This is a genomic window from Azospirillum sp., assembly GCF_035628975.1.
Lineage (GTDB): Bacteria > Pseudomonadota > Alphaproteobacteria > Azospirillales > Azospirillaceae > Azospirillum.
This window is the reverse complement of record NZ_DASPIS010000079.1, coordinates 1-14,031: the sequence shown is the minus strand read 5'-3', so window position 1 is coordinate 14,031 and position 14,031 is coordinate 1. Positions and strand designations below refer to the sequence as shown.

The 14,031-nt window shown below is 67.8% G+C and carries 13 protein-coding genes and 1 pseudogene; 4 read left to right on the top strand and 10 right to left on the bottom strand.

Going from position 1 to position 14,031, the window contains the following annotated elements:
- Positions 1 to 29: 29 nt before the first annotated feature.
- The gene (locus VD964_RS16945) at positions 30 to 1,769 is read left to right on the top strand and encodes a DUF3369 domain-containing protein (RefSeq protein ID WP_324869689.1); all 1,740 of its coding nucleotides are present in this window, start codon (positions 30 to 32) and stop codon (positions 1,767 to 1,769) included.
- A 37-nt stretch (positions 1,770 to 1,806) separates the two neighbouring features.
- On the opposite strand, the gene VD964_RS16940 is transcribed toward VD964_RS16945, so the two are convergent.
- The 7 genes from VD964_RS16940 to rpmI form a co-directional block, all read right to left on the bottom strand.
- The gene (locus VD964_RS16940; protein ID WP_149228226.1) at positions 1,807 to 2,160 is read right to left on the bottom strand and encodes a response regulator; all 354 of its coding nucleotides are present in this window, start codon (positions 2,158 to 2,160) and stop codon (positions 1,807 to 1,809) included.
- A gap of 432 nt (positions 2,161 to 2,592) precedes the next feature.
- Positions 2,593 to 5,004 (bottom strand): phenylalanine--tRNA ligase subunit beta, encoded by a 2,412-nt coding sequence (gene pheT, locus VD964_RS16935; RefSeq protein WP_324869688.1) that lies wholly within the window; start codon positions 5,002 to 5,004, stop codon positions 2,593 to 2,595.
- A gap of 67 nt (positions 5,005 to 5,071) precedes the next feature.
- Positions 5,072 to 5,365: a DUF2442 domain-containing protein gene (locus tag VD964_RS16930; protein ID WP_324869687.1), complete on the bottom strand. Its 294-nt coding sequence runs from the start codon at positions 5,363 to 5,365 to the stop codon at positions 5,072 to 5,074.
- Positions 5,366 to 5,387: 22 nt separating this feature from the next.
- On the bottom strand, positions 5,388 to 5,636 hold the full coding sequence (locus VD964_RS16925; protein ID WP_324869686.1) for a DUF4160 domain-containing protein: 249 nt from the start codon (positions 5,634 to 5,636) through the stop codon (positions 5,388 to 5,390).
- Positions 5,637 to 5,640: 4 nt separating this feature from the next.
- Complete coding sequence (pheS, locus tag VD964_RS16920; RefSeq protein WP_324869685.1) at positions 5,641 to 6,723, bottom strand: phenylalanine--tRNA ligase subunit alpha; 1,083 nt, start codon at positions 6,721 to 6,723, stop codon at positions 5,641 to 5,643.
- A 131-nt stretch (positions 6,724 to 6,854) separates the two neighbouring features.
- Positions 6,855 to 7,226: a 50S ribosomal protein L20 gene (rplT, locus tag VD964_RS16915; protein WP_149228229.1), complete on the bottom strand. Its 372-nt coding sequence runs from the start codon at positions 7,224 to 7,226 to the stop codon at positions 6,855 to 6,857.
- Positions 7,227 to 7,261: 35 nt separating this feature from the next.
- Entirely contained in the window at positions 7,262 to 7,462 is a 201-nt protein-coding gene (rpmI, locus tag VD964_RS16910) for a 50S ribosomal protein L35 (protein WP_012975158.1), read from the bottom strand.
- A gap of 487 nt (positions 7,463 to 7,949) precedes the next feature.
- Between rpmI and VD964_RS16905 the strand changes: the two genes are divergently transcribed.
- Entirely contained in the window at positions 7,950 to 8,726 is a 777-nt protein-coding gene (locus tag VD964_RS16905; RefSeq protein ID WP_324869684.1) for a class I SAM-dependent methyltransferase, read from the top strand.
- A 6-nt stretch (positions 8,727 to 8,732) separates the two neighbouring features.
- Entirely contained in the window at positions 8,733 to 10,271 is a 1,539-nt protein-coding gene (gene ubiB / locus VD964_RS16900; protein ID WP_324869683.1) for a 2-polyprenylphenol 6-hydroxylase, read from the top strand.
- Positions 10,272 to 10,419: 148 nt separating this feature from the next.
- On the opposite strand, the gene VD964_RS16895 is transcribed toward ubiB, so the two are convergent.
- Positions 10,420 to 11,346 carry a glyoxylate/hydroxypyruvate reductase A gene (locus VD964_RS16895; protein ID WP_324869682.1) on the bottom strand — a complete coding sequence of 309 codons (927 nt, stop codon included), beginning with the start codon at positions 11,344 to 11,346 and terminating at the stop codon, positions 10,420 to 10,422.
- A gap of 79 nt (positions 11,347 to 11,425) precedes the next feature.
- Between VD964_RS16895 and VD964_RS16890 the strand changes: the two genes are divergently transcribed.
- Positions 11,426 to 12,085, top strand: a complete 660-nt coding sequence (locus tag VD964_RS16890) for a pseudouridine synthase (protein WP_324869681.1) — start codon at positions 11,426 to 11,428, stop codon at positions 12,083 to 12,085.
- Here VD964_RS16890 and VD964_RS16885 read toward each other — a convergent pair.
- Positions 12,027 to 13,847 (bottom strand): acyl-CoA dehydrogenase C-terminal domain-containing protein, encoded by a 1,821-nt coding sequence (locus VD964_RS16885; protein ID WP_324869680.1) that lies wholly within the window; start codon positions 13,845 to 13,847, stop codon positions 12,027 to 12,029. The genes VD964_RS16890 and VD964_RS16885 overlap by 59 nt on opposite strands.
- Before the next feature lie 36 nt (positions 13,848 to 13,883).
- Positions 13,884 to 14,031, bottom strand: a pseudogene (locus VD964_RS16880) (electron transfer flavoprotein subunit alpha/FixB family protein); the annotation flags it as partial.

Genomic DNA, 14,031 nt, shown 5'->3' with positions numbered 1-14,031 from the left:
CCTCATGACCCCTTCACGAACGAAGAGCCATGACCAACGCCGACCCGACCGCCCCGCAAGACGACGCGAAGCCCGATCCGCCCCAGGCGGATACAGGGTCCATGCCGGAGAATGCCGACGAGGATCTGGTGTTCCTGGACGACGCGGCTCCCGACGCCGGTCCGTGGGAAGAGGAGGAGCCCGGCAGCCGCTGGACCATGCTGATCGTCGATGACGAGCCGGAGGTCCATTCGATCACCAAGCTCGTCCTGTCGGATTTCGCCTACAAGGGGCGCAAGGCACGTTTCCTGTCCGCCCATTCGGCGGCGGAAGCGCGGCGGATCCTGGCGCGGGAAAGCGATATCGCGCTGATCCTGCTGGATGTGGTGATGGAGACCGAGGATGCCGGCCTGCGGCTGGTCCATCACATCCGCGAGGAGCTGCAGAACCGCAACGTCCGCATCATCCTGCGCACCGGCCAGCCGGGACAGGCGCCGGAACGCGCGGTGATCCTCGATTACGACATCAACGACTACAAGGCGAAGACCCAGCTGACCGCCCAGCAGCTGTTCACCACCACGGTCGCGGCGCTGCGCTCCTACGAGGACATCGTGGCGATCGATGCCAACCGCCGCGGCCTGGAAAAGATCATCGAGGCCTCGTCGTCGCTGTTCCGCGCCCGCTCCATGAAGCTGTTCGCGGCGGGCGTGCTGACCCAGCTGTCCGGCCTGCTGGGGGTGGGGCCGGACGCGATCCTCTGCATGCAGCGCGGCGGCAGCGGCGAAGGGAATGGCGAGGGGGGTGGCGGCGAGGGGAAAGACTGCGCTGGTCTTTATGTGCTGGCCGGTTCCGGCCGCTTCGAGGATCTCATCAACGAGCCCGCCGCCGGCCACGTCGACGCTTCGGTGCTGGCGGCGGTGACCGCCTGCCTGGAAAAGCGGACGCACCTCTATGCCGGCGATCACTGCACGCTCTATATCCGCACGCCGAACGACCGCGAGACGGTGGTCTATCTGCGCTCCAACCGGCCGCTGTCCGACCTGGACCGCAAGCTGATCGAGGTGTTTTGCGGCAAGATCTCCGTCGGTTTCGACAACCTGCACCATTACGAACAGCTCTACCGGGCGCAGCAGGGCACGCTGGCGGCACTGGCCGATATGGCCGAAGGCGGTCGCGGCGTGCTCGGCATGCACCGGCTTGCGGTAGAGGCGGTGGAGGATGGCCGCTTCAGCCGGTCGCTGCGCATCGCGGCGATCACGGAACGCATCGCCCGCCGCCTGCATGCCGATGGACTGTTCCCCGAGTCGCTGGACGAATCGACGCTGGAGATCATCGGGCTGGCGGCGATCCTGCACGACATCGGCAACGCCGCGGTCGATCCGGAGATCCTGTCGAAGCCCGGGCCCCTCGACCCGGCGGAACGCAGCGCCATGCAGGCCCACACGGTGGCCGGCGCCACCCTGCTGAACCAGGCGAGCCATCTGGCCGATGGCCCCACCCATCTGCATCTGGGGGCGGCGGTGGCGCGCTGGCATCACGAGAATTGGGACGGCACCGGCTATCCCGACGGCCGCACCGGGGCGGCGATCCCGCTGTGCGCCCGCATCGTCGCGGTCGCCGACGCCTATGACGCGATGACGCGCGACCGCCCCTATCGCAAGGCTTTGTCCCGGGAAGACTCGGTGGCGGAGATCAGGCGGCTGGCGGGGCTTCGCTTTGACCCGGCGGTTGTCGATGCCTTTCTTGCGGTGCTGCCGGACATCGACCGGATGGGTCCGGCAACGCGTTAGAATCCTGCGCGCTGTCGGACGGCTGTTTACCCCGTCCTCAGGGGCGGCAAAGCGCTTCCACCGCCTCGCGCAGCGGCCCGACCTGCACCGGCTTCAGCAGCAGCTGGCAGCCCATCAGTTCGGCCTCGTCACGCCGCTCTGGGGTGCTGTCGCCGGTCAGGATGATAGCCGGGATCTGCTGCCCGGTTTCGGTGCGGACGCGCTCCACCACCTCGCGCCCGGTCCGGCCGGCCGGCAGGTAATGGTCGGCGATGATCAGGTTCGGCGTCCGGGTCAGGCCGCCGAGCTGCGCCTCCAGGGCGGCGGCGCTGACCGCGGTCACCACCTCGTACCCCCAGCCGTCCAGCAGGATCGCCAGCCCTTCAACGATCGACCGATCATCGTCAACCACAACGATAAGTGGCTTAACCGACGCCGGTTTGTTTGCTTGATCGTCTTTCGGCTCAGCCATTGGTTACCCCAGCTTCGTCATCAGCATTATGATTGCCACCGAACACGCCAAGGCAATGGAAGCGTTGCCTGTGCCATAGCGGTGACATCGGTCGATTCACGGGCCTTCCGTAGACAAATTGTCCGGCAACCCGATCTTTCCACAGAGCCCCACGCCTTCGTCAAACATTGAATTGCAACGAAGAGTACCACGGTCTTCCCTTACCGAAAGCACTCGGGATTCCTCAATCAGCGATTCATCATATGCTTGAGTGATCGGGTAACCGGGTAGCGACTCTCTCTGAGTTTTTCCGCTTCACAAAAAAAGACCCCCCGGCGAAGCGGGGGGTCTTTGTATTGCTCGGTCTTTCCTTCAACCGAAGGATGCCGATCCTCAGCTGCGCAGGCTTCCGCCGGTGGCCTTGACCACTGCCGCGACGATCTTCTGGCCGACCGCCTCGATCGCCTCGTCGGTCAGGGTCGCAGTGGTCGGCTGGTAGGTGACCGAAACGGCGACCGACTTGCGTCCTTCGCCCACGCCGGGACCTTCATACACGTCGAACACCGCGACATCCTTGACCAGCGCCTTGTCGGCGCCCTTGACGGCGCGGAGGATCTTGTCGGCCTCCACCTTGCGGTCGACGACGAAGGCGAAGTCGCGCTCCACCGGCTGGAAGGCGGACAGCTGGACCATCGGCTTGGCGGTGCCACCCTTCTTCTTGGGCAGCGGCACGGCGTCCAGCATCACCTCGAAGCCGACGACCGGCCCCTTTACGCCCAGCGTCTCCAGCACCGACGGATGGATCTCGCCGAAGCGGGCCATCACGGTGGGGCCGAGCCGCAGCACGCCGGACCGGCCGGGATGGTACCAGCCCGGCGCGTCGGTGGTGACCTGCAGGTTGGCCGTCGGGGCACCGGCCGCCTCCAGCACCGCCAGCGCGTCGGCCTTGGCGTCGAACACGTCGACACCGCGGGCCTTCTCCGCCCAGTGGCGGGGCACGGCCGCGCCGGCGCGGATGCCGGCGGCGACGCTGTCCTGCCCATCCGGCGCCGGGGTGCGGAAGGCCGCCCCGACCTCGAACAGGCGCACGTCGGCGAAGCCGCGGTCGGCATTCCGCCCGGCGGCCTGGATCAGGTTGGGCAGGATCGACGGACGCATCACGTCCAGGTCGCTGCTGATCGGATTGACCAGCCGCAGGCCCGGCTCGCCACCGCCGAACAGCTCGGCGACCGGACCGGACAGGAAGGACCAGGTCACCGCCTCCGACAGCCCGCGGCCGGCCAGCGTGCGCTTGGCCAGCGCCACGCGGCGCTGCTTCAGCGTCAGGGCCGGGCGGGTCAGCACCGTCTCGCGCGGCAGCGGCGTCGCCGGGATGGCGTCGAAGCCGTGGACGCGCAGCACCTCCTCCACCAGATCGGCCTCGCCATGGACGTCGGCGCGCCAGGACGGGACGCCGAAGCGCAGACGGCCGTCCGCATCCTCGCCCTCGACCGTGAAGCCCAGGTCCATCAGGATCTGCACCTGACGGTCGCGCGGCAGGTCGACACCGCCCAGCGCCGCGACGCGGCCCGGACGCAGGCTCAGGCTGCGCTTCCAGTCCGGTTCGGCTCCGGCGACCACCAGTTCCGACGGCTCGCCGCCGCACAGTTCCAGGATCAGGCGGGTGGCGCGTTCCATGCCGGCGAAGACCGCGGCCGGATCGACGCCACGCTCGAAGCGGTAGCGCGCATCCGAATCGATGCCCAGCCGGCGGCCGGTCTGCGCGGTGCGCACCGGATCGAACAGCGCGGCCTCGACGAAGACGTTGACGGTCGTCTCGGTGCAGCCGGTCGGCTCGCCGCCGACGATGCCGGCCAGAGCCTCCGCCCGTTCGTCGTCGGCCACCACGGTCATGGCGCCGTCCAGCGCGTATTCCTTGCCGTTCAGCGCCGCCAGCGTCTCACCCTCGCGGCCCAGGCGGACGGTGATGTTGCCCTGGACCGTGTCGGCGTCGAAGACGTGCAGCGGGCGGGCGGCGTCGAAGGTCAGGTAGTTGGTGATGTCGACCAGCGCCGAGATCGGGCGCAGGCCGATGGACACCAGCTTGTCCTGCAGCCACTTCGGCGACGGACCGTTCTTCACGCCGCGGATATAGCGGCCGACGAACAGCGGGCAGGCCTCCGGGGCGGCGATGGTCACGCCGATCGGGCTGGCGAAGCGGCCCTCCACCGGGGTGGTGTCGAGATGCCCGGCGGTCAGCGGCTTCAGCGTGCCCATGCCGGATGCTGCGAGATCGCGGGCGATGCCGCGCACGCCCGCGCAGTCGGCACGGTCGGGCGTCAGGTTGATGTCGATGACCGGGTCGTTCAGCCCGGCATAATCGGCAAAGCCGGCACCGACGGGGGCGTCGTCCGGCAGCTCGATGATGCCTTCATGCTCGTCGGACAGCTTCAGCTCGCGCTTCGAGCACATCATGCCGTTCGACTCGACGCCGCGGATGACGCCCTTCTTCAGCGTGATGTCGGAACCGGGGACATAGGTCCCCTCCGGCGCGAAGACGCCCTTCATGCCGGCGCGCGCATTGGGAGCGCCGCAGACGACCTGCAGGGTGCCGGCGCCGGTATCGACCATCAGCACGCGCAGCTTGTCGGCGTCCGGGTGCTTTTCGGCCGAGACGACATGGGCGACGCGGAAGGGCGCCAGCTCCTTCGACCGGTCATGGACGCCTTCCACCTCCAGCCCGAGGGCGGTCAGCTTCTCCGTGATCTGGTCGAGCGAGGCGTCGGTCTCCAGATGGTCCTTCAGCCAGGACAGCGTGAACTTCATGGGAGCGGGTCCGTGATGCGATGAATGTCTGGCGGGCAGAGAGGGGCGAAGAGAAAGGGAGTGAGGATCACTCGGCCGCGGCGGAATGGGTGAAGGGGTTGTCGTTCGGGTGGGCCTCGAACCACAGCGCGTCGGCGTCCAGGTCCAGTTCGCCCGGCCACACCAGCGAGCGGCCACGCGGGCCGACCGCGACGGCGGCGAACAGGGCCGGATCGGAAAGCGCCGCGAACACGCCGCCACGGGCGATCAGGGGGCTCATGTCGACGCTGGTCTCGGCACCGCCGACCCAGCGCAACAGCACCCGCCGGCCTTCCGGGAGCGGGGTGGCGCTTTCGATGCGGTTCTTCAGCAAACCCGGCATGCTTCCCTCCAAACTCGGCCCGTTACAGGCGATCCGGCGCCACATGACTGCGGCACTTGACCCAGTTCAGCGCCAGATCGGCCTGCTTCGGTCGCGCCCATTCTGTGACGCGGCGCAGGATCCGGCCCGGTACATCCCCTTCGATCAACGCCAGATCCGCAACGCGGATCAGCGCTTCGCACTCACCGTATTCGACATGGAAATGGGGCGGATCGTGATCCTGATAATACATCAGGATCACGATCCCGTCGAATTCGGCAATGGTCGGCATCGCCTCAGCGCGTCAGGCCGTGGGCGATGTTGGGAATGTCGAGCGGGACGAAGCCGTAATGCTTCAGCCAGCGCAGGTCGGCTTCGAAGAAGGTGCGCAGGTCGGGGATGCCGTATTTCAGCATGGCGACGCGCTCCACCCCCATGCCGAAGGCGAAGCCCTGGTAGCGGGTGCTGTCGATGCCGCAGGCTTCCAGCACGTTCGGGTGGACCATGCCGCAGCCGAGGATCTCCAGCCAGTCGCCGTAATTCCCAAGCTTCAGCTCGCCGCCCTTGCGCGAGCAGCCGATATCGACCTCCGCCGACGGTTCGGTGAAGGGGAAGAAGCTGGGGCGGAAGCGCAGCGGCAGATCGTCCACGTCGAAGAAGGCGCGGCAGAACTCCACGAGGCAGCCCTTCAGGTGCCCCATGTTGGTCGCCTCGTCGATGACCAGCCCCTCGATCTGGTGGAACATCGGGGTGTGGGTCATGTCGTAGTCGGAGCGGTATGTGCGCCCCGGCGCGATGATGCGGATCGGCGGCTTGTTGTTCAGCATGGTGCGGACCTGCACCGGGCTGGTGTGGGTGCGCAGCAGCATCTTCTTGTCGGCCCCGTTTTCTGAGGGCGAATCGGGCAGATAGAAGGTGTCGTGCATGTCGCGCGCCGGGTGGCCGGGCGGGAAGTTCAGGGCGGTGAAGTTGTGGAAATCATCCTCGATGTCCGGCCCTTCGGCGACCGAGAAGCCCATCTCGGCGAAGATGGCGATCATCTCGTCCATCGTCTGGCTGATCGGGTGGATGCGCCCCTCGGTCTCCGGGCGGATCGGCAGGGTCACGTCGACCCGCTCGGCCTCCAGCCGCGCCTTCAGGTGGGCGGCGGCGAGGTCGGCCTTGCGCGCGTCGATGGCGGCGGCGATCTCGTCCTTCAGCGCGTTCAGCGCCTGACCGCGCTCCTTGCGCTCGTCCGGCGTGAGGTTCCCCAGCTCCTTCATGAAGCCGGTGATGCGCCCCTTCTTGCCGAGCGCGGAGACCCGCACCTCGTCCAGCGCCGAAAGGTCGGCGGCGGCGTTGACCTGCGACAGAAGTTCGTCTTTCAGCGCGTCGAGCATGGCGGTTCCCGGCAAGCGTGGGGAAGAAAACGGTGCAAAAAGAAAAAGGGAGCCGGCCCAGCGGCCCGGCTCCCTTCTCTTACAACTGACGCCGTGACGGCAAGCGTTCCCAGGGCGGGAAGCGCGAGGCGTTACGCGGCGGCCTTGGAGGCGAGCGCGGCCTGGGCCTTGTCCACCAGGGTCTTGAAGGACTCCGGCTCGCGCGCGGCCAGATCGGACAGGACCTTGCGGTCGATCTCGATGCCGGCCAGCTTGATGCCGTTGATGAAGCGCGAGTAGGTCAGGCCGTACTGACGGACGCCGGCGTTGATGCGCTGGATCCACAGGCCGCGGAAATCGCGCTTCTTATTGCGGCGGTCGCGGTAGGCGTAACGAAGCGCCTTCTCGACCTTCTCGACCGCAATGCGGAAATTCTTGGAATTGCGACCCCGGTAGCCCTTGGCGAGCTTCAGGATCTTGCGGTGACGGGCGTGCGTCGTGACGCCGCGCTTAACACGAGCCATGGTTCAGTCCTTCCGAATTCTATGATGTGCCGAGATCAGGCGTTGCGCAGCCAGTTCTTCAGCACCGTGCGGGCGTTGGAGTCGCACAGGGTCATCATGCCGCGCGCGTTGCGCTTCATGTTCGGGGACTTCTGTTCCAGGCAGTGGCGCTTGTAGGCGGCCTGAGCGCGAACCTTACCCGTGGCGGTCACCTTGAAGCGCTTCTTGGCGCCGCTCTTCGTCTTCAGCTTGGGCATTTTCGTTTCCTAGAGGGAAATGAGGCGGAATTCCATCGGACGGTTGGGCATGCCCTGAGCCATACGGCCCAGCCTCGCCGCCCGTGGAAGGATGCGCTTATACGCGCGGGGGCAGCGGGATGCAAGGGGGATGTGGGACGGGGCGGCCGAGTGAAGGGTAAGGCAAGGATCGGGAGCCGCGTGGTTTTCCGGCCCTCCTCCTCACCGGCTCGCCCTTATGTTAGGATTTTGCGCCTAGTGGTTTAATGAGGGAGCGCCAGATGGAACATCAGCGAAAAAGTGTTTCACCCTGTTTCATCCCGCATCGAACCGCCGGCTCGCCGCCCAACCACGCCCGATGGAACAGTCTCCGGAATCCGTTCCACGCCGTTCCATCCTCCTCACCGCCAACCAACGCCCCCATCCGCCCTACGCCATTCGCCGCAGCGCTTGCCGCATTGCACGCCCCCGCTGGCGCATGGCCCCTGCCCGCGCTATCTTCCCGGCCATGAGCGACCACACCCCCGACCCGCAAAAGCCCGCGTCCGGTGCCGAAGGCAACTGGTTCGGCTTCACCCCCGTCGATCCGTCCGCCAAGTCCGGGCTGGTCCGCGCCGTCTTCGACAGCGTGGCGACCAACTACGACCTGATGAACGACCTGATGTCGGGCGGCATCCATCGGCTGTGGAAGGACACGCTGATGGAAATGGTGGCGCCCAAGCCGGACATGACCCTGCTCGACGTGGCGGGCGGCACCGGTGACATCGCCTTCCGCTTCCTTAAGCGTGGCGGCGGGGCTGCGGTGGTCTGCGACATCACCGAGGCGATGGTCCGGGTGGGCCGCGACCGCGCCGTCGACCGCAACATCCTGTCCGGCGTGCAATGGACGGTCGGCGATGCCGAGCGGCTGCCCATCGCCTCGCGCTCGGTCGACGCCTACACCATCGCCTTCGGCCTGCGCAACGTCACCCGCATCGACGAGGCGATCAAGGAAGCCCACCGCGTCCTGAAGCCCGGCGGCAAGTTCTATTGCCTGGAATTCAGCCACGTCGTCCTGCCGGTGCTGCGCGAGCTGTACGACGTCTATTCCTTCCAGGTGCTGCCCTTCATGGGCCGCGTGGTGGCGAAGGACGAGGCGAGCTACCGCTATCTGGCCGAGAGCATCCGCCGCTTCCCGCAACAGGCCGATCTGGCCAAACGGATCGAGGCCGCGGGCTTCGGTGCGGTGCGCGTGCGCAACCTGTCGGGCGGGATCGCCGCCATCCATTCCGGCTGGCGGATTTAAGACCCCGTGTTCCGTATCCTGCGCAACCTGATCCGGATGGCCGTGATCGGCCGAACGGTCGCCCGTCACGATGCCCTGCCCACCAGCCTGCTCGGCACCGCCCCCGGACTGCTCTGGCTGTGGCGCCGCGTCGCCCGCAAGGACGTGCCCGGCCGCGAGGGCGAGCGGCTGGCCCGCGCGCTGGCCGAACTCGGCCCCACCTACATCAAGCTGGGGCAGCTGCTGTCCACCCGCTCCGATCTGGTCGGCGAGCGGATGGCCGTCGATCTGGCGGAACTGCAGGACAAGCTGCCGCCCTTCCCCGGCCATCAGGCCCGCGCCATCATCGAGGCGGAGTTCGGCCAACCCGTCCAGGCCCTGTTCCAGAGCTTCGACGACAAGCCGGTCGCCGCCGCCTCCATCGCGCAGGTGCATTTCGCCGTCACCGCTGACGGGCAGGAGGTGGCGGTCAAGGTGCTGCGTCCGGGCATCGAAGAGGCGTTCGAACGCGACATCGACCTGTTCTACCGGCTGGCGAGCCTCGCGGAATGGGTGCTGCCCCGGCTGAAGCGGCTGCGGTTGGTCGAGGTGGTCGACACCTTCGCCCGCACCTCCCGGCTGGAGATGGATCTGCGGATGGAGGCCGCCGCCGCATCGGAGCTGGCGTCGAACTTCAAGGACGATCCCACCTTCAACGTGCCGCGGGTCGATTGGGAGCGCACCGGCGGCCGGGTGCTGACGCTGGAGCGCATCCGCGGCTTCAAGGTGGACGAGCCAGCCCGCATCTCCGCCGCCGGCTTCGACCGCGACGAGATCCTGGCGATGGCCTCGGCCAGCTTCTTCAACCAGGTCTTCCGCGACGGCTTCTTCCACGCCGACCTGCATCCCGGCAACCTGTTCATCAACGAACAGGGCACCATCACTGCGGTCGATTTCGGCATCATGGGCCGGCTGGACCGCGAGACGCGCTATTACCTCGCCGACATGCTGATCGGCTTCCTGACCGGCGACTACCGCCGCGTCGCCATCGTGCATTTCGAGGCCGGCTACGTTCCGCGCCACCAGTCGATCGAGATCTTCACCCAGGCCTGCCGCGCCATCGGCGAACCGTTGCAGAACAAGCCTCTGGCCGACATCTCGGTCGGCCGGCTGCTGGCCCAGCTGTTCGCGGTCACCGAACAGTTCGAAATGGAAACCCAGCCTCAGCTGCTGCTCCTGCAGAAGAGCATGCTGACGGCCGAGGGCGTCGGGCGGCTGCTGAACCCCAACATCAACATGTGGGAACTGGCCCGTCCGCTGATCGAGGAGTGGATGCGCGAGAACCGCGGGCCGGAGGCGCAGATCATCGACGATGCCGGCGCCCTGCTGACCACCGTCCGCCGCATCCCCGCCCTGGTCAGCGAGGCGGAGCGGGTGACCCGCGACATCGCGGAAGGCGGGGTGCGCCTGCACCCGCAGACCGTCCGCCAGATGCTGAACGGTTGGGAACACCGCCGCCGCTCGGACCGCGCCGCCCTGTGGGTGATCGCGGCCCTGCTGGCGGTCATCGCCATTCAGATGCTGTAAGGGCCGCGACTGCGCCGGAATTCCCGAAGCACTTTCGTCGAGCGTCATTCCCGCGACGGCGGGAATCCAGACTTTTCAACTGTTTGAGCCGGAAGCCTGGATCCCAGCCGTCGCGGGGATGACGGTCGAGGAAGATCTTACTTTAAGCTCAGTAGCCCCGGCTGCGGTCCACCAGATTGGGCAGCGGCCGACCCTCGCGCAGGGCCTTCACCGCGTCGGCGACCTGCACGGCGCAGAGCGACGGGTGGGTGATCCCGGCGACATGGGGGGTGACGCGGACCTGCGGATGGCGCCAGAGCGGGTGGTCGGCCGGCAACGGCTCCGTCGCGAAGACATCCAGGCTGGCGCCGCGCAGATGGCCGCTGTCCAACGCATCCAGCAGATCCGACTCGACCAGATGCCCGCCGCGGGCGGCGTTGATGACCACCGCCCCCTTGGGCAAGGCGGCGAACAGCGACGCATCCATGATGCGGCGGGTCTCGCCGGTCAGCGGCAGCAGGCAAACGAGGAAATCGCACTGCGGCAGCATCGCCGCCAGACCGTCGGGACCGGAGAAGCTCTCCACCCCCTCGATGCTCTTGGGACTGCGGCTCCAGCCCATCAGGCGGTAGTCCAGGGTCCGCAGCGTGCGGGCCGATGCCGCCCCCAGCTCGCCCATGCCCAGGAATCCGATGGTCACCTCGGAGGCTGGACGATGATCCAGCTGCTCCCACCGCGCTTCGGCCTGGAAGGCGGCATACGCGTCCATCAGCCGGTGCCAGTACAGAACCTGGTAGACCACATAGCCGGCCATATCGACCGTCAGCCCCTCCGACACCATCCGCACCAGCGGCACGTCGGGCAAGGTCGGGTCCTCCAGGATCGGCTCCACCCCAGCGCCCAGCGACACGATCAGCCGCAGGTTGGGAAGGGTCGCCAGCATGCCGGCCGGCGGCTTCCACACCACCGCCACTTCGATGTCGGCGACGTCGCCGGTCTCGGGCCAGACGCGCATCTCCAGGTCGGGAAAATGGCGGGCGATTTCCCGGCGCCAATCCTCGGCGCTGTCGCTGGCGGAGCAGAACAGAAGCGTCACGGCCGAACCCCTGCTATTTAGATTGGTGTTGGGGTGCGAACGATAGCGCCTTTCCCGAACTCCGCAAGGAAGCAAGCCCGTGCCGCGCCTGATCCTGCTGAACAAGCCCTATGGCGTGCTGCCGCAATTCACCGACGACCAGGGCCGCCCGACCCTGGCGGAACTGGTGCCGGTGAAGGGGGTCTATGCCGCCGGCCGGCTAGACCGCGACAGCGAGGGGCTGCTGGCGCTCAGCGACGACGGACCGCTGATCGCCCGCATTGCCTCGCCGGCCAACAAGATGCCGAAGACCTATTGGGTGCAGGTGGAAGGTATCCCGACCGACGAGGCGCTGGAGGCTCTGCGCCGCGGCGTCACGCTGAAGGACGGCCCCACCCTGCCGGCCGAGGTGCGGCAAATGGAGGAACCCCTGTCGCTATGGCCGCGCGATCCGCCGGTGCGCTACCGCGCCGCCATCCCCACCAGCTGGATCGCGCTGACCCTGCGCGAGGGGCGCAACCGGCAGGTCCGCCGCATGACCGCGGCGGTCGGCTTCCCCACCCTGCGGCTGATCCGCTGGTCGATCGGCGACTGGACACTGGACGGGCTGGCGCCGGGGCAGTGGCGGGAGGTCCCCCAACCACCCGCGACACCCAACAAAGGGCCAAAGACCCCGGCACCAACCGGCAAGCGCGTCCCCGTCAAGCCGCGCCGAACAGCTGCTCCTCGCTCAGCGCCATCACGCTCGCGGAGCCGTTGACGACGGTAGCCCGCAGCGCCGCCGCCTTCGGCAGAACATGGGTGGCGAAGAAGCGCGCGGTCAGCGGCTTGGCCGACAGGAAGGCGGTGTCGGCATCGCCCTCCGCCAGCCGCTCCGCCGCCACCTTGGCGGCGCGGGCAAGCTGCCAGCCGCCGGCGACCACGCCCATCAGCTCCAGCAGAGTCACCGATGCGGCGGCCGGCAGGCGCGGATCCTGCTTCGCCACGCTCAGCACCCAGGCCACCGCCTGCTTGGCCTCCAGCACGGCGGCGGCCAACTCGGCCCCGGTGACGCGCAAGGCGTCGTCAGCATGGCCGGACAGCTCGCCGCCCAGCGCCGCGATCTCGTCCAGCAGCCCGTTGGCGGTCGCTCCGCCGTCGCGCAGGATCTTGCGGTTGATCAGGTCGTTGGCCTGGATGGCGGTCGTGCCCTCATAGATCGTGGTGATGCGGGCATCGCGCAGATGCTGGGCGGCCCCCGTCTCCTCGATGAAGCCCATGCCGCCATGGACCTGCACGCCGTCCGACGCCAGCTGCTGGCCGGTCTCGGTGCACCAGCCCTTGGCGATGGGGGTCAGCAAATCGACCAGCAGGGCGGCCCGGCCGCGCGCCGCCTCGTCGGCATGATGGTGCGCCACGTCCACCGCGGCGGCGGCGGTGTAGAGGATGCCGCGCATCGCCTCGATCCGCGCCTTCATGCCCATCAGCAGGCGGCGGACGTCGGGGTGGTTGACGATGCCCTTCGACTGGCCCTCGCTCCAGCCCAGCGGCTTGCCCTGCACGCGGTCGCGGGCATAGGCCAGCGCCTGCTGATAGGCGCGCTCGGCGATCGACAGGCCCTGCATGGCGACGTTCAGCCGGGCGTGGTTCATCATGGTGAACATGTATTCCAGGCCGCGGTTCGGCTCGCCCACCAGGAAGCCGGTCGCCCCGCCCTCGTCGCCGAAGGACAGCACGGCGGTCGGGCTGCCGTGGATGCCCAGCTTGTGCTCCAGCGACACGCACTTCACCTGATTGCGGGCGCCCAGGCTGCCGTCGGCATTGACCAGGAACTTCGGCACGACGAACAGGCTGATGCCCTTCACGCCCGGAGGCGCATCGGGCAGGCGGGCCAGCACCAGATGGACGATGTTCTCCGTCAGGTCGTGGTCGCCGTAGGTGATGAAGATCTTCTGCCCGCTGACAAGGTAATGGTCGCCATTCGGCACCGCGCGCGACCGGGTGGCGGCGAGGTCGCTGCCGGCCTGCGGCTCGGTGATGTTCATGGTGCCGGTCCACTCGCCCGAGATCATCTTGGGCAGGTAGATGTCCTTAAGCGCCTCGGAGCCGTAGAGCTGAACCGCGTTCACCGCCCCCTGGGTCAGCATCGGGCAGAGCGCGAAGGCCATGTTGGCGGAATGCCACATCTCCTGCACCGCGGTGTTCAGCAGGTTGGGCAGCCCCATGCCGCCGCGCGCCGGATCGAAGGGCAGACCGTTCCAGCCGCCCTCCACCAGCGCCTGCCACGCAGGCCCCCAGCCCTCCGCCGTGCGGGCGATTCCGTCGGTGCCGAGTTTGGCCCCCTGGACGTCGCCGATGCGGTTCAGCGGAGCCAGGACGTTCTCGGCGATCTTCGCCGCCTCGCCCAGGATGCTGTCCACCATGTCGGGGCTGGCATCCTCGAAGCCCGGCAGAGCCGCCACGTCGGCCATGCCGGCGAGGTGGTCGAGGACGAAGCGGATCTCTTTCAGCGGCGGGGTGTAGGGGATCGCGGCGGCGGTCATGGGGGACCTCTTCGGGTAACGGGGAAACGAACGGTGTCAGACGGCCTGCTGCAGTTCCGGCAAGGCCTTGAACAGGTCGGCGACGAGGCCGTAGTCGGCGACCTGGAAGATCGGCGCCTCCTCGTCCTTGTTGATGGCGACGATCACCTTGCTGTCCTTCATGCCGGCCAGATGCTGGATGGCG